Below are 18,887 nucleotides of genomic sequence, written 5' to 3'. Positions count from 1 at the left end.
AATGAATCTCAAGAATACATGGCTGGGATGGCTCGCCGCCGCGCTGTTGATGAGCACGCAGGCCCAGGCCGCCCCCATTATCCTCGCCACCAAGAGCTTTACCGAACAGCACATTCTCTCGGCCATGACCGTTCAGTATCTGCAAAAAAAGGGATTTCAGGTTCAGCCGCAGACCAATATCGCCACGGTCATCTCACGGAATGCGATGATCAATAAACAGATTGATATGACATGGGAATACACCGGTACCTCGTTGATTATTTTCAACCATATCAATGAGCGCATGAGCCCGCAGGCGTCGTATGACACGGTGAAGCGCCTTGATGCCAGGCTGGGGCTGGTATGGCTGAAACCGGCAGATATGAACAACACCTACGCGTTCGCCATGCAACGTAAGCGCGCCGAAGCGGAAAACATCAACACCATGTCGGAGATGGTGGCGAAAATTGAGCACATCCGCCAGACCGATCCCGACAACAACTGGTTGCTGGGGCTCGACCTGGAATTTGCCGGGCGCAGCGACGGAATGAAGCCGCTACAGCAGGCCTATCAGATGGAGCTTGACCGACCGCAAATCCGCCAGATGGATCCCGGACTGGTCTACAACGCCGTGCGTGATGGCTTTGTTGACGCCGGCCTTATCTATACCACTGACGGTCGTGTGAAGGGTTTTGATCTCAAGGTGCTGGAAGATGATAAGGGCTTCTTCCCAAGTTACGCTGTCACGCCTGTGGTGCGTAAAGATACGCTGGAGGCCAACCCAGGGCTTGCCGAGGCGCTCAATACCCTCTCGGAGCAGTTAAATAATGACGTGATCAGTTCATTGAATGCGAAGGTTGATATCGATCACCAGTCACCTCAGCAGGTTGCTCGTGAATTCCTGCAACAAAAGAACCTGCTGTAAGGAGCGCATATGGATACGATTCACTACATGATCGATAACGCAGGTTATCTGGCGACGCTCACTTTTCAGCATCTGTGGCTGGTGGCGCTGGCGGTTGGTCTGGCGATTGTGACTGGCGTACCGCTCGGGATCCTGATTGTCCGCCACAAATGGCTGGCAACGCCCGTACTGAGCGCCGCCACGCTGCTATTGACGATTCCATCTATTGCCCTCTTCGGGCTGATGATCCCTCTGTTTTCGCTGATCGGTCACGGAATTGGCGCACTGCCCGCCATTACCGCCGTGTTCCTCTACTCGCTGCTGCCTATCGTGCGCAACACCCATACCGCGCTGGACAGCATCCCACCGGGCTTACGCGAAGCGGGTCGCGGGATAGGCATGACGTTCTGGCAGCGTTTGCGCTGGGTTGAGATCCCAATGGCTTTACCGGTGATTTTCGGCGGGATCCGCACCGCCGTGGTCATGAACATCGGCGTGATGGCGATTGCCGCAGTGATTGGCGCAGGCGGCCTGGGATTACTGTTACTGAATGGTATCGGCGGCAGCGACATTCGCATGCTGATTGCCGGCGCATTGATGATTTGTCTTTTAGCGATTGTACTTGACTGGCTGTTACACCGCCTGCAAGTCGTCCTGACACCGAAGGGGATACGATAATGATAAAACTGGAAAACCTCACCAAACAATTTTCGCAGAAAAACGGTCAGCCGCTTAAGGCCGTCGATAACGTCAATCTGAACGTGCCAGAGGGAGAAATGTGCGTTCTGCTGGGGCCGTCGGGCTGCGGCAAGACCACTACCCTGAAGATGATTAACCGCCTGATTACCCCGAGCAGCGGCAACATCCTGATTAACGGTGAAAATACCGGCGAGATGGATACCGTGACCCTGCGCCGCAACATTGGCTATGTGATCCAGCAGATTGGTCTGTTCCCTAACATGACGATTGAAGAAAACATTACGGTCGTCCCCCGCATGCTGGGCTGGGATAAAGCCCGCTGTAAAAGCCGTGCCGAAGAGTTGATGGAGATGGTAGCAATGGATGCGAAGAAGTTTCTGCATCGCTATCCAAAAGAGATGTCCGGCGGCCAGCAACAGCGTATTGGCGTCATTCGCGCCCTGGCGGCGGATCCGCCGGTTCTGCTGATGGATGAACCGTTTGGCGCCGTCGACCCAATCAACCGCGAAGTGATCCAGAACCAGTTCCTCGACATGCAGCGCGCGTTGAAGAAAACGGTGATGTTGGTAAGTCATGATATTGATGAAGCGTTGAAACTCGGCGATCGTATTGCCGTATTCCGCCAGGGACGCATTGTCCAGTGCGCCAGCCCGGATGAATTGTTGGCCAAACCGGCCAACGACTTTGTCGGTTCATTCGTCGGTCAGGACCGTACGCTCAAGCGCCTGCTGCTGGTCTCGGCGGGCGACGTGACCGACCAGCAGCCAACGCTGACCGCGCAACCGTCTACGTCGCTGAATGAAGCCTTTGGCATTATGGATGACAACGACATTCGTGCGATTACGGTGGTGGATGGCGAAGGTAAACCGCTGGGCTTTGTGAAACGTCGCGAGGCGCGTCAGGCCACCGGCACCTGCGCAGACATCATTCATCCCTTCCGTATTACCGGCAAGGCCGAAGACAACCTGCGTATTGTACTGTCCAAGCTGTATGAAAGTAATACCAGTTGGATGCCGATTGTGGACGAGGATGGTCGCTACAACGGCGAGATCTCACAGGATTACATCGCCGATTATCTCAGTTCTGGACGTACCCGCCGGGCGCTGAACATTCACGAAATCAGCTAAGACCGGTTTTGACGGTATAAAAAAACCGGGGAGCGCGTTGGCTCCCCGGTTTCATCATTATGATGTGTAAGGTCGTGAATCAGGCCATGATTCTATCGACTGACAGCACGCTACCCAGCATTGACAGGCGAATGTACTGTCCAAGATCGCGCTGCTCGGCGCGCGGTAAATAAGGCAGTTCGCCGATCAACGGCGCAGGCAATTTTTTGCTCAGGACATCGATAATTTCCGCATAGTGTGCCAGACCCGGATTGATACGGTTGGCGACCCAACCGATCAGCGGTAAGCCGTCGTTGGCGATCGCCTGAGCAGTCAGCAGCGCATGGTTAATACAGCCTTCCTGAATGCCTACCACCATCAGTACCGGTAACTGCTCCTGCACCACCCATTCAGACAACGGACGCAGATCGTTCATCAGACTGCGCCAGCCGCCGGTGCCTTCAACCACCACGTGATCGACTTTCTCTGACAGGCTCGCCAGACCGTTAGAAAGTAAGGTGTAATTGATCGGGCAACTGTGGGCCACACTACTTTCATCTTCGCTCAGGGCGATGGGGTTAACGGCCTCATAGGGCAATTCCAGCGTCGATACGCTTTGCAGCACCAGTGCATCCCGGTTGCGCAACCCTTCAGGGGTCTCTTTGCTGCTCTTCGCGACCGGTTTATATCCCGCAACGCTTTTACCCCCCGACGCTAACGCTTGTAGCAATGCGCGGGAAACAACCGTCTTCCCAACAGAAGTGTCTGTACCTGTAATAAAGAAACGCTTCAGCATCACCAACTCCACCGTTATGCTTCGAAAATATAAGCCAGGAAAATAATACAGTAGAGAAAGTCTAAGGTATGCCAGGTAGAATCAGCTTGAGTTAGCGCAATTTTTGGTAGAACAGTTAAAAAATGTTAACCCTGTAATAGACGAATCAACAAAGAACCATTATACATCGCGTCTTTTGCCAGCGCGGCCCCCGCCATTGTCCCCTGATTAGAAAACTGCGTGCTCTCAACGACCATATTTTTGCTGTAGGCCGGTAGCGCCTGCTGGCGAATGCTGTCCGCAATCGCCGGGAACAACACGTCCGCCGCTTTACTGAGCGGCGATCCGATCAGTATTTTTTGCGGGTTAAACAGATTGACCATAATGGCGAGGATACGACCAACGTGAGTTCCCACGCCGCTGATAATGTCTTTAGCCAGCAGATCGCCCTGCATCGCCGCCTGACACAACGAATCAACCGTCAGCGGCTGGCCATGTAGCGACGAGCTCATGGATTGCGCCAGCCGCAGTTGCGCCAGTTCCAGCACACTTTCGACGCTGGCAATGGTTTCCAGACAGCCGTGGTTGCCGCAGTAACAGCGTTTACCGTAAGGATCAACCTGGGTGTGGCCAATCTCCACCAGGCTGCTGCTGCCCGCATGCAGTAAGTGACCGTCGGTAATCACCCCGGCCCCAACGTTATGATCGATAACCACCTGAATCACATCACGCGCCCCACGGGACGCGCCAAACAGCGCCTCTGCCATTGTCCAGGCGCTGATATCATGCTGAATGTAGACCGGTACACCGGTGTGCTGCGACAGCGTATCGCCAAGTGGCATCTCTTTCACATCGGCATAAAACGGCATGCGATGCACGATCCCATTCTCGGTATCGATAATACCGGGTAAGGTAATGGCGATGGAGGTCAGACGTTCGAGCTTCTGCTGATGGCGAATAAAAAACTGATCGACCAGCGTGACAATCCGCGCCAGCAGCGGCGTTTCATCGTTCAGCGGCAACTCAAGACACTCTTCCACCACCAGTTTGCTGCTGAGATCGCGCAGGGCGAGAAATATTTCCCCACGACTGATACGAAGAGACAAATAGTGCCAGGCTTCTGTTTCCACCACCAGTCCCACCGCAGGGCGTCCGCGACTACCGGCTTCTTTAATTTCCAGTTCCTGGACCAGGTGCGCTTCAAGCATTTCGCGCACTATCTTCGTGATACTGGCAGGCGCCAGCTGCGCAAGACGCGAAAGATCAATACGCGATACCGGCCCCAACTGATCAATCAGGCGATAAACTGCACCCGCATTGGTCTGCTTTATTTGATCGATGTGCCCAGGCTGACTATCAGCAACCACCTCTGACTCCCTTTATTTTCGCGCTCCGAAATAATCTGCGGGCTATGGTGAAGTACTTCAATACACGACGTCAACTTTTTACTTAGCCGTGTGATTAACTGCACATTTTCAGCCGTTATTAAATTAATTTAAGCGCTCCTGACGGCCTGAATTAACTGCTGACGAAAGCGTAGCGCCGCCTGGCTCTGTTCATGATGTGCCGACCAGACCAGCCACATTTCCGAGACCGCATCCTCTTCCGCAATCGGCACCCAACACATCTCATTGAGCTGCACTTTTTTAAAGGATGCCGGAAGTATCGACACGCCTAAGCCGGCAGCGACCAGCCCAATGATCGTCATTGCCTCGCCGACCTCCTGGGTAATCACAGGCGACAACTGGTAACGACGCATCATGCCGAGGATATCGTCGTAAAGACCGGTTCCGACGTGGGGGTCAAAGAAAACAAACGGTTCTTTCGCCAGTTCAGCCAGCGTCACTACCGGCTTTTGCGCCAGCGGGTACACCCGGGGGATCATCGCCATCAGCGGTTCATGCAAGATAACCGCATGATGTAAGCTCTCCGGCAACGGGGTATTGCGCATCAGACCCAGATCCAGCGCCCCTTCACTCAGCGGTGCCAGTTGTTCGCGGGTATTCATCTCGCGGGTCTGCAAATGCATATCCGGGTAATTCTGCCGGAACAACGACAGCGTATCGGAGACCGCGCGTATAAACGGCGCCGACGAGGTAAAGCCGATGCGCAGTTCACCGGCCTCCCCCAGGTGCAGACGCTCCGCGCGGGCGGCGGCATCATTAACCAGCCCGAGGATCTGCCGACTGTCGGCAAGAAATTGCTTGCCTGCGGCGGTCAGCGCGACGCTACGGTTCGTTCGCGCGAGCAGGCGCGCGCCGACCTGTTGCTCAAGCATCTGAATTTGCTGGCTCAACGGCGGCTGCGAAATGTTCAGTCGGGCCGCAGCACGCCCAAAATGCAGTTCTTCCGCTACGGCAACAAAGTAGCGAAGATGACGAAGTTCAATATTCATATTTTTAAAGTATTATTTGAGACTATTAATATATTAGACAGAATAATGAGTTTTTCCTACTCTACTCAACAAGGTTATGCCCGTCCCCTCAAAACACGGGTTTGTTGCGCAAGGATTTCCAGTGAGTCGTACTACTACAGTCAATGACGCGACGGCGAGCGATATTGACGACCAACGCATTTCTCAGCCGGTTCAGTTTATTCAACGCGGTACCTCTGCCTTCATGCGCGTCACGCTGGCGCTATTTTCCGCCGGACTGGCGACCTTCGCCCTGCTGTACTGCGTCCAGCCTATTCTGCCAGTGCTGTCCCATGAATTTGGCGTATCGCCTGCCAGTAGCAGTATTTCATTGTCGATTTCCACAGGAATGTTAGCCGTTGGCCTGCTGTTTACCGGCCCGCTGTCGGATGCCATCGGCCGCAAGCCGGTGATGGTGACCGCGCTGCTGCTCGCCTCCTGCTGTACGTTGCTTTCGACGATGATGACCAGTTGGCACGGTATACTGGTGATGCGCGCGCTGATTGGCCTCTCGCTCAGCGGCGTAGCGGCCGTCGGAATGACCTATCTGAGCGAGGAAATCCACCCCAGCTTTGTCGCGTTCTCAATGGGGCTGTATATCAGCGGCAACTCGATTGGCGGAATGAGCGGACGTCTGATTAGCGGCGTGTTTACTGATTTCTTTAGCTGGCGCATTGCGCTGGCGGCCATTGGCTGCTTCGCACTGGCGTCGGCCCTGATGTTCTGGAAAATTCTGCCTGAATCACGCCACTTCCGTCCCACGTCGCTGCGCCCCAAAACGTTGTTCATTAACTTTCGACTCCACTGGCGCGACCAGGGGCTGCCGCTGTTGTTTGCGGAAGGTTTTCTGCTGATGGGGTCGTTCGTCACGCTGTTTAACTACATCGGTTATCGCCTGATGCTTTCACCGTGGGAGCTCAGCCAGGCGGTGGTCGGCCTGCTTTCCGTCGCCTATCTGACCGGGACCTGGAGTTCACCGAAAGCCGGTTCGATGACGGTGCGCTACGGGCGCGGCCCGGTGATGCTCTTCTCTACCGCCGTGATGCTTGTCGGTCTGCTAATGACCCTATTCAGCTCGCTATGGCTGATTTTCACCGGCATGCTGCTCTTCTCGGCGGGATTCTTTGGCGCCCACTCCGTCGCCAGTAGCTGGATCGGCCCGCGCGCGCGGCGCGCCAAAGGCCAGGCCTCTTCGCTGTATCTGTTCAGCTACTATCTGGGATCCAGTATCGCCGGTACGCTCGGCGGCGTGTTCTGGCATAACTATGGCTGGAATGGCGTGGGGGGATTTATCGCGATTATGCTGATACTGGCCATTCTGGTCGGCACACGACTGCATCATCGTCTTCACGTCTAGTCTGAAAGAAAAGCCCGGGTTTCACCGGGCTTCTCGCCTCTCGACCAACAGTGGTTACCAAATTCCTAAGATTGATGAATACCCCATCAATTCTCTGACGGCATCCAGTGCCAGAAGAGCAAAGACAACCCAGTGAAGTGGATTCATTTTGCTGTGTGTGTTTATTGTTATTGGACGGGCACGATGTTCCCGGCAGCTACTATAAAAAAGGTCATCGACAAACATAACTACCCATTATGGTGGGGCATTAGCGAATGTCATCACCCGTCTGCTGGGCAGCGCTATGAGCAGAGATAGCGCCCCATAAATAACTGCCCGCAGTCGTAGAACGTTTACGCGACGTTGAGTGAATATACCGCAGGCACCGCTCCAGCCGAACTCACCAACTCAATCATGATTTTTGAAATCCTCATGGGTCTCTCCAGCGTATGCTGACAGACTGAGTGGTGATTGTTTTCCACCTCAGCAATCAGCACATCATCCATCCACAGACGATAGTGAGTGGCGCAATGCGGCGTAAGGGCTTCGATGTGCCCCATCTGCACCGTTTCCATCGCGTTATCAAAGTCGTTATCCAGCATTAGGGTCAGTGATTGCACAATCTGTGGCGTATCCCATTCCCAGGTCAGCCGCGGCGCGGCATCATCGAGTGCGGGAGCCCAGCCGTTAATCTGCTGTTCCGGACGCAGGCGACCGTTAAGCAGATTCTGCACATCGTAACAGCGCAGCGGCGTGGCGAAGCGTACCGCCGGCATCACCTGGTATGGGCGTCGTCGCGGTACCCAGAAGTCAAATTCCTCAACGCCGAAGTCACCATCCGCCACCTGCCGTGGATGCTTCGTCACGCGAGCATTCTGGCTATTGAATACCGTCATCACGCCAGGCAGGGCCAGGTCGCTCAACGCGATTTCGACTTCGCTATTGCTCTCAAAGGCGATAAACAGATAGCGATCGGTGTCGCTCAGCCAGTCAAATTCAACCCGGTACTCACCAGCCTCTTGCACCGTCAGGGTCCGCTTGTCGAGCATTGTGTCGGCGCAGTAATTAGTGGCTTTCTGGCTGCTCAACACGCTTATGCTCACGGGCTGAGCGGTGGCGGCGCGCAGGGTAAAATGCATGGCTGGCAAAGCTTCCCCCGCCTTCACTGGCAGTAATAGTGCCATCCGTTCGTCCAGCGACATCCAGCGACCGCTGGCAGGCAGGACGCTCAGCGCCAGTTCGCTACTGGCAGAGACGCGTGCGCCATACGCCGGATCGTGCAATTTCTGGCGAGGAATATAGCAGCCGTTGTGCTGTAAATGCTGTTGTAGCTTACTGATATGCTCCGCCTGCGCCAGTTGCGGTGCGTTCAGTCGGTTCTTCTGACACAGGGCTGCCGCCCGGCCCACCACCTCGCCGAGCAGGCCGCAGGTACACATAACGCGGGCGCTGCCGAAAGCAACGTGCGAGGCGGAAATCAGACGACCGGTTAGGAACAGATTCTCCAGTGAGCGACTGTAAAGACTGCGATAAGGAATGGTGTAGGTCCCTTTGCTGTGAAACTGGCGACAACCATCATGCTTACTGTAGACGCCGTCCGCCGGGTGCAGGTCAATAGACCAACCGCCGTAGCCCACAGCATCGTAATGGTCGCGCTGTTCGATAATGTCCTGCTGGCAGAGCAGATGCTCGCCGATAAAACGGCGGCTCTCACGCTTACCTGGAATCGACCCGACCCATTCAATGGTCAGATTCTCAGCCTCCGGAAATTCGCCAGAATTTTTAATGTAATTCCAGACGCCCCACACAATTTTCCACAGTTCCCATTTGATCTGCTCGCTGTCATGCACCGTGTCGAGGCGGCCACCCCATTCCAGCCACCACAGATCACAACCGTTGAGCGTCGACGTCAGACGCTTATAGCGTGGAATGGTTTCAATATTCTGCAAGGCAAACGAAGGCGGCACGAAATTCACCGGCTTGCTGCTCTTGCGGGTATAGAAGTAGATCGAGTGACCAAGCTTGTGCCCGAAGTTGTCGCCAGGGGCCATTTTTTCCCCCCGTTCTTCTGCATCCTCCGCGCCAACGCGATACTCGGCTCCTGCCAGATATCCCAGCACACCGTCCCCCGTCGCGTCGCAAAACTGTTCAGCCTGGATATGGTAGAAGGTCTCGTTAACCGCGTTAAAACCGGTCGCTTGCGTAATGCGCAAACCTTCCCGGTTGACTGCGTAGATGGCCGTGTTCAGCAACAGGGTGAGATTCTTTTCGCACTGCGCCATATCCAGCAGCAGCAGGTCGAACAACATCGGGTTGCCCTCTTTATTACGCCACAGATTCTCTTCGAGGATCTCGCCCATAATGCCACCCTCGCGTGACCAGCGGTTGTTGTTACCCATATGCGAAGTAGCGCCGTTGGCCCACAGGCGTACTTCACTGGATGCGTTACCGCCCAATACCGGGCGGTCCTGCACCAGCACGACCTGCAAACCGTCACGGGCGGCAGCAAGCGCGGCACATAGCCCCGCCAGACCGCCACCGGCGACCAGCAGATCGGTTTGCAGGGCCTGGTGAGGAAAATCACGTTCATGAGTTTGCTGAAAAATTTGCATAAATTGTAATTCCTGCCTTTCTGGCGATAAAATAATGCTCTTTAAAAACGGGAGCCCGCTATGTCGTCTCAACCTAATCAAAGCCTTATCGACGGTATTCGCTGCCTGCAATATCTGGTGTCCAGCGATCGGGCTATCGGTTGTCGCGAACTGGCGCGCCTGATGGATATCAACCCCACCCGCGTTAACCGACTGCTGATGACCATGGCGGCCATCGGTTTGACCACGCAGGATGAGCAGCGTCGCTACCTGCCTGGCCCCGGTATCCACGCGCTGGCCGCGCAGGCAATCCGCGGTTCAACGCTGTTTTCAAAAGCCCTTCCGCTGCTGGAAACCTACGCCCCGAAAGATATTGTGGTGGCGATGGGTGTCCTGTGGGAGGACCAGGTTATCTATATCTTCCACTCCCGCCCTGGCAGCCATATCAGCCAGGCGCTGGCGGGTTTTCACATGATGCCTGCCTGTCAGTCGGTCATCGGTATGGCGCTACTGGCAGCCGAGAGCGACGAGGTGCTGGCCCAACGTTTCAGTGCCGATGAGATGTCTCGCATCGCGCCATTCCTTCAGCAGCAGCGCCAGCAAGGTCACGTGGTCTGGCAGCACGATGACGGCGAACTCTCTCTTTCCCAGCCGATTCAGTTCGGCTCGCACAAGGCCGCGCTGGCCTTTGCTGGAATGTATGACGCCACACCGGAACAGACGACGTCCCGACTAGCCGAACTCATCACACTTTGCGACCAACTGACGGCATAGTTTTCTCGCCGTCGAGGTCTATCCTGCCAACCACGAAGAGATAAGAGCAGATCCCAAGACAAGCCAGCACGGCAATAAAGCCCAGCGCTGGCGCGAAGTTGTGCCCATCAATCAGCGCGCCGATAGCAATGGGCACCACGATGGAGGAGAGTGCGCCAGTAAAGTTAAAAACTCCGCCCGCGAGGCCGATCAGATGACGCGGCGCCAGCGCGGTGACAAACACCCAGGTGATAGTTGCCAGGCCATTACCGAAGAAGGCAATAGACATAAACACGATGATCAACGTCGGGTTTTCGGTGTAGTTAGCCCCAAGGATGAACAGCGTCAGAGCCATGCCCAGGATCACCGGCGCTTTACGGGCGAAACTGGTGGAGACCCCCCGGCGGATCAGGCGGTCGGAAACAAATCCCGCCAGCAGCACGCCGACGAAAGCGGCCAGGTAAGGAACTGAAGCGACGTAGCCGGACTTAATAAAATCCATATGGCGATACTGCACCAGATAGGTCGGGAACCAGGTCAGAAAGAACCAGAAAGTGGCAGAGATGGTGAACTGGCCGAAATAGATGCCGATAAGCTTACGACTTTTGAACATCAGGCCCAGATCCTGCCAACTGAACGGACGTTTCGCGGCGCTTTCGCGACTCTCCATAACCGCCCCGCCCCGATGCAGGTGATCCAGTTCAGCACGGGATACTGTTTTGTGATCCAGTGGGTCGCGATACACGCAGTACCACAACACTCCCCAGAACATCCCCACTACGCCCGTAATCAAAAACAGTCCACGCCAGCCGAAGATCTCCTGAATATGGAACAGCACTGGGGTCATCAGCGCCATGCCGACAAACTGCGCCGAGGAATAGATACCGATTGCGGTAGCGCGCTCCTGCTCAGGAAACCAACTTGAGATTACACGGTTATTTGATGGCATCACCGGCGCTTCAAACGCGCCGACGCCCAGACGCAAACCCACCAGTGCGCCAAAACTGTTAGCAACGGCATGCAATGCCGTAATCAGCGACCAGAGAAACAAGCCCAGACCGTACACCAGGCGAGAGCCGAGACGGTCAATCAGAAAGCCGCCGGGGATCTGTAGCGCTGCATAGATCCAGCCAAACGCCGAAAAAATCAGACCCATTTGCAGTGGAGTGAACTGCATCTCGCCCGACATTTGGGTTGCCGCTACTGAAAGGTTAGTTCGGTCCATGTAGTTGATAATGATATTAATAAATACTAAACCCAGCACAAAGAAGCGTACCCGCCCGGTCGAACGAGTGGCAGGGTCTGTTATCGGTTGTTCTGACATAAGGGTATTCTCATTTTTTTTATGTTTTAACAAATACGAGGCGTATTTCTCCTCACCGTTATTGTTTCTTTTATAGAAACACACACCGGGATGCAAAGTGCGATATGAAGAAGTGTGATCGGGATCCAACCCATCAACTCAGGGCATAGGCCGAATGAAGTAAAGTCTCAATCCACAGTGACTCAACCGTGGCAATATTGTCTCCTCCTGAGAAATATACCCGGGTTGCGTCAGCTTTCTTTAACAAAATGACTAAGATGGATGCATGTATCGTGCAGGAGTCACGGTAAACTCCCTGAAACATTCCCAACCGAACGAGAACAAGAATCATGCATGAAAATAAATATTATCAACAAATTGCACGTACCTTCCTGCGGCTGTCCCGCTTCTCTCACCTTTCCGCCATCGCCAGTTGGGATATGTTCGCCATGATGCCGCCAGGCGGCAGCGCGGCGCGCGGTGAAGCGCTGGCTGAGCTGAGCGTGCTGGAACATCAAATTCTGACCGAACCGAAAGTGGCGCAATGGCTTGCCGCTGCCGCCCAGGAGGATCTCAATGATGTGGAACAGGCCAATCTGCGGGAAATGACGCGGCTGCATACCCAGGCCGCATTGTTACCTGAGTCGCTGGTGGAGGCTAAATCGCTCGCTGGAAGTCGCTGCGAGCACGCCTGGCGCAGTCAGCGTCCCGCCAACGACTGGCAGGGATTTTCGGCGAATTTGCGAGAGGTGGTGAAACTGAGTCGCGAGGAGGCCAGGCTGCGTGCGCAGGTCAAAGGCGGCTCGCCGTATGACGCGCTGCTGGATATTTATGAGCCAGAAATGACCAGTGCACAACTGGACGGACTGTTTGCCGATCTCAAATCGTGGCTGCCGGATCTCCTCAACCGCGTGGTTGTCCGGCAGTCACAGCAGTCGCTGGTTGCCCCCGTTGGCCCTTTCCCGACTGCCGTTCAGCGAGAACTGGGGCTGGAGACGATGTCTGTACTCGGTTTCGATTTCAATGCCGGTCGCCTGGATATTAGCGCTCATCCGTTCTGCGGCGGCGTGCCGGAAGATGTGCGTATCACGACGCGCTATGACGAAAACGAGTTACTCAGCGCCCTGTTTGGCGTTATCCACGAAACCGGACACGCCCGCTATGAGCAAAACCTGCCGCGTAACTGGCTGGGTCAGCCGGTAGCGCTAGCCCGTTCCACCGCGATCCACGAATCCCAGAGTCTGTTTTTTGAAATGCAGGTGGGCCGCAGCAATGCGTTTTTACGGCGACTGCTACCCGCCGTAAAGCGTCATTTTGGCTCTCAGGCTGCCTTTGAAGAGCAAAACTTCATCGCCTGGAACCAGCGGGTTAAACCCGGTTTTATCCGCGTGGATGCGGATGAAGTCAGCTACCCGGCGCACGTCATTCTGCGCTATGAGATTGAGCGAGCGTTAATCAATGGCGACATCGAGGTGGAAGATATTCCGGCGCTGTGGGACGAAAAAATGCAGGCATGGCTGGGACTGTCGACAAAAGGGAATTATCGCGACGGCTGTATGCAGGATATTCACTGGACCGACGGCGGGTTTGGTTACTTCCCTTCTTACACGTTGGGCGCGATGTACGCCGCGCAGTTGTTCAGCGCCGCGAACCGCGCGTTGCCGGGTCTCAACCAACAAATTGCTGGCGGTGATTTCAGCGCGCTGTTTGACTGGCTGCGACAGAACATCTGGCAACACGGCAGCCGCTTTACTACGGAGCAGTTGATCACCCAGGCCACCGGAGAAACGCTCAACAGCCGCCATTTCCGCACCCACCTTGAATCTCGCTATCTGTAAACCGCCTTGCCGGGCCGTTGCGCCCGGCATTGTACATATCGTTACACGCCGAAACCAATGACTCACGGAAGCACACATAATCCAGCGATATAGTTATTTCAACGGCCCCGCAGTGGGGTTGAATGAAAAACCAAATCGAGGGTATGAGAATGAAAAAAGTATTAGCTCTGGTTGTTGCCGCTGCTATGGGTCTGTCTTCTGCCGCATTTGCTGCTGACACTACGACAACTGCACCGGCTGCCGCACCTGTCGCAAAAGCGGCTCCGGCAAAAACCATGCACCACAAAAAACATCACAAAGCGACCACCCAGAAAGCGCCAGAGCAAAAAGCGCAGGCCGCTAAAAAACACCCAAAAAAAGCCAAAGCCACGACTGAACAGAAAGCGCCAGAACAAAAAGCGCAAGCCGCTAAAAAGCACGCCAAGAAACACACCAAGCAACCGGCTGCTAAGCCTGCCGCTCAACCGGCAGCTTAAGTCCTGAATCTGTAAACTGGCGCGCCCCCTCGCGCCATTACTTAACGGCGCTGAACGCTTTCCCGGTTTAGCGCCGTCTTTTTCGGAGGGTAACATGGTGCGCCGTTATCGCTTTGAGTTCATCCTTATCACGCTTATTTTATGTGCACTCATTGCTGCCCGCTTTTATCTTTCCTGATCGTAGTACTCTGATTTTGCTCTCACTTTCCCGCCGTTACGTCTATAGTATTTACTGAGGGTTTTCTTTTAATAATCATAATTACCCACACAGAGTGTGATATGCGTAAAACCGTTGCTGTATTACTGGGGTCGTTGTGCTTTTCATCGGGTATTGCGCATGCGGATAAGCCTGACGCGGATAGCGAGACCAGTGAAGTCAAAACGTTATTTTTTGGTCAGGACGATCGCGCGCCGGTAAGCGATCCTACGCAATCGCCGTGGGATGCTATCGGACAACTGGAAACCGCCAGCGGTAACTTGTGTACTGCGACGCTGATCTCCCCGCATCTGGCGCTTACCGCCGGACATTGCTTATTAACCCCACCTAAAGGGAAACAGGATAAAGCCGTGGTCCTGCGTTTTGTCGCTAAAAAAGGTCTCTGGCGTTATGAAATCCACGGAATTGAAGGACGCGTCGATCCCGGTCTGGGAAAACGACTGAAGCCCGATGGCGATGGCTGGATTGTGCCGCCGGCTGCCGCGCCGTGGGATTTTGGTCTGGTCGTCCTGCGCTATCCGCCTTCCGGCATCACGCCGTTGCCGCTCTTTGAAGGGGATAAAGCCGCACTGACCGCCGCACTCAAGGATGCCGGGCGCAAGGTCACACAGTCGGGATATCCGGAAGACCATCTTGATACGCTCTATTCTCATCAGGATTGCATTGTCACCGGCTGGGCGCAGAATTCGGTGTTGTCCCATCAGTGTGACACCCTGCCGGGCGACAGCGGTTCGCCGCTGATGTTGAAAACCGAGGCGGGATGGCAGTTAATCGGCGTTCAGAGTTCTGCCCCGGCGGCAAAAGATCGCTGGCGCGCAGACAACCGGGCTATCTCGGTGACCGGTTTTCGTGAAAAACTGGATGCACTGGCCGGGGAACAATAAGGCTCATCGTGCTGCCCGCAGGAAGCGGGCAGCGGAACATCAGGCAAGTTTAATCATCACCATTCCGGCCAGCAGCAGAACAACGCCAATCCAGCCCTTATGATTCAGGCGCTGACCAAACAGTATCCATCCGGCGGCCAGCGTCGCGGCGATACCAAACCCACCCCACAGCGCATAGGCAACGGACAGATCAATGCCTTTTACCGCCTGAGACAGCGCGCTGAACGCGGCGAGTACCGCGACCAGCGAGAGGATGCCGTACCATTTGCGCCGAAAGCCGTCAGAGAATTTTAAAAAGACGTTGGCGATAATTTCCAGAACGATCGCCCCTCCCAACCACGCAGCGTGAACCCACTCAAACTGTTGCATGCGTCACCTCTTTCGCACTCTGACGCGACTTGCGGGTACCAGACTTGATCAACACAATTCCCAGTACCAGCGTCGCCAGACCGGCAATTTTCATGGCCGACAGCGACTCATCAAATAACAGCACGCTAAACAGCGTAATAAATAAAATACCGATACCTTCCCACAGGGCGTAAGCTACGCCGAGGGCGATTTTTTTAACGGCGAAAGAGAGAAAAATATACGAGGTCGCGATCATCACCAGCATTAAAATAAATCCGCTGTTGCCATCGCTCACGCTTGCCCATTTCATCGACAGTGTGCCGGTAATTTCGGCGGCAATCGCCAGGCCTAATAAAATCCAGTAAAACATGGTGCTTCTCCTGCTTGAGAATATAATCCTTTGGGCTTGCACAAAGCGGCAAACCAGAAAATAAAATCAGTTAGCCAGACGCATGGCGTCAGCTCGAACAGAAGAAGGGACTACAGCGCGTTGCGCCAGTGCTGCTCACCTGCAAGCAAGAAAGAGGAGGAAGTGCGAAGAAGAGTCTGTGTAGAAAAAAACGTCCTGAACATATTGTCCATAATATTACAATTATCCGCAGTGTTGCTTCTCGTCATCGCGGATGATAATTGTCCTCGGTAGTTGAACACGCCTGATTTGTATCATAGGCCAGGAATTAACTCAAAACCTTTTCACTTCTTTACCCGAATCGTTTGATTTTTTCCAGGACACCTCGACAGGAATCACATTATTATACGCGGCAATCAGAAAAATACAGGACACCCCATGGCAAAACCCATCATCACGCTGAACGGTCTCAAGATAGTCATTATGCTGGGAATGCTGGTGATCATTCTTACCGGTATCCGCTTTGCGGCGGATATTATTGTTCCCTTTATTCTGGCCTTATTTATTGCCGTTGTCCTTAGCCCACTGGTACAGCGGATGGTGAAACTGCGCGTTCCACGCGTGCTGGCGATCTCCCTGCTGGTTATCATCATCGTTATGGCGATGGTCCTGCTGCTGGCCTACCTTGGAACGTCCCTCAACGAACTGGCACGCACCCTGCCCCAGTATCGTTCGTCACTGGTCATTCCCCTGAAAAATCTGGAGCCCTGGCTGGTTCGCTTAGGCATCGGCGTCTCCGTGGATGAGATGGTGAAGTACATCGATCCCAACGCGGCCATGACGCTTATCACCAATTTGCTGACGCAGTTAACCAATGCCATGTCGTCGATATTTTTACTGCTGCTGACGGTGGTCTTCATGCTGCTGGAAGTGCCGCAGCTTCCCACTAAATTCCAGCAGATTATGGTCCGCCCGGTTGAGGGGATGGCGGCCATTCAGCGCGCCATCGACAGCGTGTCACACTATCTGGTGCTGAAAACGGCCATCAGTCTCGTCACGGGTCTGGTGGTCTGGGGGATGCTGGCAGCGCTGGATGTCCGTTTCGCCTTCATCTGGGGGCTTCTGGCCTTTGCGCTGAACTACATTCCGAACATAGGCTCGGTGCTGGCTGCAATCCCCCCTATCATTCAGGTACTGGCGTTTGGCGGCCTGTACGACGCGCTGGTGGTACTTGCTGGCTATCTGATTATCAACCTGGTGTTCGGTAATATCCTTGAGCCACGCATCATGGGACGCGGTCTGGGGCTCTCTACGCTGGTGGTGTTTCTGTCGTTGATCTTTTGGGGATGGCTGCTGGGACCGGTCGGGATGCTGCTTTCAGTACCATTGACCATTATCGTCAAGATTGCGCTGGAACAATCCGTTGGCGGGCAAAGTATCGCCATTCTGTTAGGCGACGCGAACAACACATAACTGACGTAAAAACGGCCTCCGCAGAGGCCGTTTTGAACGAACAACCGATTACAGCGCTTTCAGAATCGCATCCACGCTGGCCTTGGCATCGCCAAACAGCATATGGGTGTTCTCTTTAAAGAACAGCGGGTTCTGCACACCGGCATAACCGGTATTCATCGAACGTTTAAAGACGATAACGTTCTGCGCTTTCCACACTTCCAGTACCGGCATACCGGCAATAGGACTGTTCGGATCGTCCTGCGCCGCCGGGTTCACCGTGTCGTTCGCGCCAATAACCAGCACGGTGTCGGTATCGGCGAAATCATCGTTGATCTCGTCCATTTCCAGCACGATGTCGTAAGGCACTTTCGCTTCCGCCAGCAGTACGTTCATATGGCCCGGCAAACGCCCGGCAACCGGGTGGATGCCGAAACGCACTTTGATGCCACGCGCGCGCAGTTTCTCGGTAATTTCCGCAACCGGATACTGTGCCTGCGCCACCGCCATGCCATAGCCCGGGGTGATGATCACCGTATGCGAGTTTTTCAGCATATCGGCAGTATCTTCCGCACTGATCTCACGGTGTTCACCCACTTCTTCATCACCGCTGGACGCCGTACCATCGGTCCCGAAGCCCCCCGCAATGACGCTGATGAACGAGCGGTTCATCGCCTTACACATGATGTAAGACAGAATCGCACCGGAAGAACCGACCAGCGCACCGGTCACGATCAGCAGGTCGTTGCTCAGCATGAAGCCTGCCGCCGCCGCCGCCCAACCGGAATAGGAGTTCAGCATGGAGACCACGACCGGCATATCCGCCCCGCCGATGGAGGCCACCAGGTGCCAGCCAAACGCCAGCGCGATGATAGTCATCACCAGCAGCGCCAGAACCTGCAGGCCAACGCTTTCGGTACGCACAAAAACCACCAGCAGCAGGAAAGAAACCACCAGCGCCGCGAGGTTCATTTTATGGCGGTTCGGCAGCATCAGCGGTTTAGACGAGATCTTGCCGCGCAGTTTACCAAACGCCACCACTGAGCCGGTGAAGGTCACCGCACCGATGAAGATGCCAAGGAACACTTCGGTCAGGTGAATATTGACCAGAATCGGCTCGAGGCCCGCTTCGTGATACAGATAGCTGTTAAAGCCGACCAGTACCGCAGCCAGACCGACGAAGCTGTGCAGAATCGCCACCAGCTCCGGCATTTCCGTCATTTCGACTTTCTTCGCCAGACGAATACCAATCGCGCCGCCGATGATCATTGCCACCAGGATCCAGGCAACGTTGCCGGTATCCGGGCCAAAAATCGTGGCAATCAGCGCAATCGCCATCCCGGCGATACCAAAGTTGTTACCCTGCTGAGACGTTTCATGCTTTGAAAGTCCCGCCAGGCTGAAAATAAACAGGATCGCGGCAACAATGTATGCAGCTGTAACTAATCCTCCAGACATGTGTTA

At 54.7% G+C, this 18,887-nt stretch carries 20 protein-coding genes; 10 read left to right on the top strand and 10 right to left on the bottom strand.

Annotated elements, in window-relative coordinates:
* The first annotated feature begins 1 nt into the window (after position 1).
* From osmX to osmV, 3 genes are read left to right on the top strand one after another with little or no spacing between them, the layout of a single operon-like run.
* The gene (gene osmX, locus OGY35_RS19980; RefSeq protein WP_286633221.1) at positions 2 to 904 is read left to right on the top strand and encodes an osmoprotectant ABC transporter substrate-binding protein OsmX; all 903 of its coding nucleotides are present in this window, start codon (positions 2 to 4) and stop codon (positions 902 to 904) included.
* Positions 905 to 913: 9 nt separating this feature from the next.
* Entirely contained in the window at positions 914 to 1,561 is a 648-nt protein-coding gene (gene osmW, locus OGY35_RS19975; RefSeq protein WP_046480576.1) for an osmoprotectant ABC transporter permease OsmW, read from the top strand.
* Complete coding sequence (gene osmV / locus OGY35_RS19970; RefSeq protein ID WP_286633220.1) at positions 1,561 to 2,709, top strand: osmoprotectant ABC transporter ATP-binding protein OsmV; 1,149 nt, start codon at positions 1,561 to 1,563, stop codon at positions 2,707 to 2,709. Before osmW ends, osmV begins: the two co-directional genes overlap by 1 nt.
* Before the next feature lie 79 nt (positions 2,710 to 2,788).
* Here osmV and bioD read toward each other — a convergent pair whose 3' ends face one another.
* The 3 genes from bioD to ynfL form a co-directional block, all read right to left on the bottom strand.
* A complete protein-coding gene (gene bioD, locus OGY35_RS19965; RefSeq protein ID WP_152404788.1) occupies positions 2,789 to 3,484 on the bottom strand; it encodes a dethiobiotin synthase in 696 nt (231 codons plus the stop codon).
* A gap of 125 nt (positions 3,485 to 3,609) precedes the next feature.
* Positions 3,610 to 4,830 carry a sugar metabolism global transcriptional regulator Mlc gene (gene mlc, locus OGY35_RS19960; protein ID WP_286633219.1) on the bottom strand — a complete coding sequence of 407 codons (1,221 nt, stop codon included), beginning with the start codon at positions 4,828 to 4,830 and terminating at the stop codon, positions 3,610 to 3,612.
* Between the two features lie 128 nt (positions 4,831 to 4,958).
* Positions 4,959 to 5,858 (bottom strand): multidrug efflux transcriptional activator YnfL/SxtR(Kp), encoded by a 900-nt coding sequence (gene ynfL, locus OGY35_RS19955; RefSeq protein ID WP_178825153.1) that lies wholly within the window; start codon positions 5,856 to 5,858, stop codon positions 4,959 to 4,961.
* A 121-nt stretch (positions 5,859 to 5,979) separates the two neighbouring features.
* Between ynfL and ynfM the strand changes: the two genes are divergently transcribed.
* Positions 5,980 to 7,233: a multidrug efflux MFS transporter YnfM/SxtP(Kp) gene (ynfM, locus tag OGY35_RS19950; protein ID WP_152404791.1), complete on the top strand. Its 1,254-nt coding sequence runs from the start codon at positions 5,980 to 5,982 to the stop codon at positions 7,231 to 7,233.
* Positions 7,234 to 7,287: 54 nt separating this feature from the next.
* Here the strand turns inward: ynfM and OGY35_RS24455 are convergent, their stop codons facing one another.
* Entirely contained in the window at positions 7,288 to 7,380 is a 93-nt protein-coding gene (locus OGY35_RS24455) for a KPN_01571 family protein (protein ID WP_216525544.1), read from the bottom strand.
* Between the two features lie 185 nt (positions 7,381 to 7,565).
* Entirely contained in the window at positions 7,566 to 9,824 is a 2,259-nt protein-coding gene (locus tag OGY35_RS19945; RefSeq protein WP_286633218.1) for an FAD-dependent oxidoreductase, read from the bottom strand.
* 60 nt (positions 9,825 to 9,884) lie between these two features.
* Here OGY35_RS19945 and OGY35_RS19940 point away from each other — a divergent pair, with 60 nt between their 5' ends.
* Complete coding sequence (locus tag OGY35_RS19940) at positions 9,885 to 10,577, top strand: IclR family transcriptional regulator (protein WP_286633217.1); 693 nt, start codon at positions 9,885 to 9,887, stop codon at positions 10,575 to 10,577.
* Here the strand turns inward: OGY35_RS19940 and OGY35_RS19935 are convergent.
* Positions 10,549 to 11,880 carry an MFS transporter gene (locus OGY35_RS19935; protein WP_178824256.1) on the bottom strand — a complete coding sequence of 444 codons (1,332 nt, stop codon included), beginning with the start codon at positions 11,878 to 11,880 and terminating at the stop codon, positions 10,549 to 10,551. The genes OGY35_RS19940 and OGY35_RS19935 overlap by 29 nt on opposite strands.
* Positions 11,881 to 12,209: 329 nt before the next feature.
* Between OGY35_RS19935 and OGY35_RS19930 the strand changes: the two genes are divergently transcribed.
* The 4 genes from OGY35_RS19930 to OGY35_RS19915 all read left to right on the top strand — a co-directional run bounded on the left by OGY35_RS19930 (position 12,210) and on the right by OGY35_RS19915 (position 15,274).
* The gene (locus OGY35_RS19930) at positions 12,210 to 13,697 is read left to right on the top strand and encodes a carboxypeptidase M32 (RefSeq protein WP_286633216.1); all 1,488 of its coding nucleotides are present in this window, start codon (positions 12,210 to 12,212) and stop codon (positions 13,695 to 13,697) included.
* 149 nt (positions 13,698 to 13,846) lie between these two features.
* Complete coding sequence (asr, locus tag OGY35_RS19925) at positions 13,847 to 14,173, top strand: acid resistance repetitive basic protein Asr (protein ID WP_152406333.1); 327 nt, start codon at positions 13,847 to 13,849, stop codon at positions 14,171 to 14,173.
* Between the two features lie 94 nt (positions 14,174 to 14,267).
* Positions 14,268 to 14,351: a small membrane protein YdgU gene (ydgU, locus tag OGY35_RS19920; protein ID WP_099434124.1), complete on the top strand. Its 84-nt coding sequence runs from the start codon at positions 14,268 to 14,270 to the stop codon at positions 14,349 to 14,351.
* A gap of 101 nt (positions 14,352 to 14,452) precedes the next feature.
* Entirely contained in the window at positions 14,453 to 15,274 is an 822-nt protein-coding gene (locus tag OGY35_RS19915; protein ID WP_286633215.1) for a trypsin-like serine peptidase, read from the top strand.
* 39 nt (positions 15,275 to 15,313) lie between these two features.
* On the opposite strand, the gene mdtI is transcribed toward OGY35_RS19915, so the two are convergent.
* From mdtI to OGY35_RS24610, 3 genes are all read right to left on the bottom strand, one after another.
* Positions 15,314 to 15,643, bottom strand: coding sequence for a multidrug/spermidine efflux SMR transporter subunit MdtI (gene mdtI / locus OGY35_RS19910; protein WP_152404794.1), 330 nt, complete (start codon positions 15,641 to 15,643; stop codon positions 15,314 to 15,316).
* Positions 15,630 to 15,992: a multidrug/spermidine efflux SMR transporter subunit MdtJ gene (gene mdtJ, locus OGY35_RS19905; protein WP_152404795.1), complete on the bottom strand. Its 363-nt coding sequence runs from the start codon at positions 15,990 to 15,992 to the stop codon at positions 15,630 to 15,632. The genes mdtI and mdtJ overlap by 14 nt, the downstream gene beginning before the upstream one ends.
* Before the next feature lie 110 nt (positions 15,993 to 16,102).
* Positions 16,103 to 16,273, bottom strand: coding sequence for a protein YdgV (locus OGY35_RS24610; protein ID WP_080949895.1), 171 nt, complete (start codon positions 16,271 to 16,273; stop codon positions 16,103 to 16,105).
* Positions 16,274 to 16,409: 136 nt separating this feature from the next.
* Here OGY35_RS24610 and OGY35_RS19900 point away from each other — a divergent pair, with 136 nt between their 5' ends.
* The gene (locus OGY35_RS19900) at positions 16,410 to 17,444 is read left to right on the top strand and encodes an AI-2E family transporter (protein WP_286633214.1); all 1,035 of its coding nucleotides are present in this window, start codon (positions 16,410 to 16,412) and stop codon (positions 17,442 to 17,444) included.
* A 48-nt stretch (positions 17,445 to 17,492) separates the two neighbouring features.
* Here the strand turns inward: OGY35_RS19900 and pntB are convergent, their stop codons facing one another.
* Positions 17,493 to 18,881 carry a Re/Si-specific NAD(P)(+) transhydrogenase subunit beta gene (gene pntB / locus OGY35_RS19895; protein WP_046480558.1) on the bottom strand — a complete coding sequence of 463 codons (1,389 nt, stop codon included), beginning with the start codon at positions 18,879 to 18,881 and terminating at the stop codon, positions 17,493 to 17,495.
* Positions 18,882 to 18,887 lie beyond the last annotated feature (6 nt).

This window comes from Citrobacter sp. Ct235 (genome assembly GCF_030332305.1).
Classification (GTDB): Bacteria; Pseudomonadota; Gammaproteobacteria; order Enterobacterales; family Enterobacteriaceae; genus Citrobacter_A; species Citrobacter_A telavivensis.
The sequence above is the reverse complement of the archived record's forward strand: the minus strand, read 5'-3'. Positions and strand labels throughout refer to the sequence as shown.

Bases quoted from the DNA above. Each gene is read 5' to 3' on its own strand.
- osmX (WP_286633221.1), top strand. From the start codon at position 2: ATGAATCTCAAGAATACATGGCTGGGATGGCTCGCCGCCGCGCTGTTG.
- osmW (WP_046480576.1), top strand. From the start codon at position 914: ATGGATACGATTCACTACATGATCGATAACGCAGGTTATCTGGCGACG.
- osmV (WP_286633220.1), top strand. From the start codon at position 1,561: ATGATAAAACTGGAAAACCTCACCAAACAATTTTCGCAGAAAAACGGT.
- bioD (WP_152404788.1), bottom strand. From the start codon at position 3,484: ATGCTGAAGCGTTTCTTTATTACAGGTACAGACACTTCTGTTGGGAAG.
- ynfL (WP_178825153.1), bottom strand. From the start codon at position 5,858: ATGAATATTGAACTTCGTCATCTTCGCTACTTTGTTGCCGTAGCGGAA.
- OGY35_RS24455 (WP_216525544.1), bottom strand. From the start codon at position 7,380: ATGAATCCACTTCACTGGGTTGTCTTTGCTCTTCTGGCACTGGATGCC.
- OGY35_RS19945 (WP_286633218.1), bottom strand. From the start codon at position 9,824: ATGCAAATTTTTCAGCAAACTCATGAACGTGATTTTCCTCACCAGGCC.
- OGY35_RS19940 (WP_286633217.1), top strand. From the start codon at position 9,885: ATGTCGTCTCAACCTAATCAAAGCCTTATCGACGGTATTCGCTGCCTG.
- OGY35_RS19935 (WP_178824256.1), bottom strand. From the start codon at position 11,880: ATGTCAGAACAACCGATAACAGACCCTGCCACTCGTTCGACCGGGCGG.
- OGY35_RS19930 (WP_286633216.1), top strand. From the start codon at position 12,210: ATGCATGAAAATAAATATTATCAACAAATTGCACGTACCTTCCTGCGG.
- asr (WP_152406333.1), top strand. From the start codon at position 13,847: ATGAAAAAAGTATTAGCTCTGGTTGTTGCCGCTGCTATGGGTCTGTCT.
- ydgU (WP_099434124.1), top strand. From the start codon at position 14,268: ATGGTGCGCCGTTATCGCTTTGAGTTCATCCTTATCACGCTTATTTTA.
- OGY35_RS19915 (WP_286633215.1), top strand. From the start codon at position 14,453: ATGCGTAAAACCGTTGCTGTATTACTGGGGTCGTTGTGCTTTTCATCG.
- mdtI (WP_152404794.1), bottom strand. From the start codon at position 15,643: ATGCAACAGTTTGAGTGGGTTCACGCTGCGTGGTTGGGAGGGGCGATC.
- mdtJ (WP_152404795.1), bottom strand. From the start codon at position 15,992: ATGTTTTACTGGATTTTATTAGGCCTGGCGATTGCCGCCGAAATTACC.
- OGY35_RS19900 (WP_286633214.1), top strand. From the start codon at position 16,410: ATGGCAAAACCCATCATCACGCTGAACGGTCTCAAGATAGTCATTATG.
- pntB (WP_046480558.1), bottom strand. From the start codon at position 18,881: ATGTCTGGAGGATTAGTTACAGCTGCATACATTGTTGCCGCGATCCTG.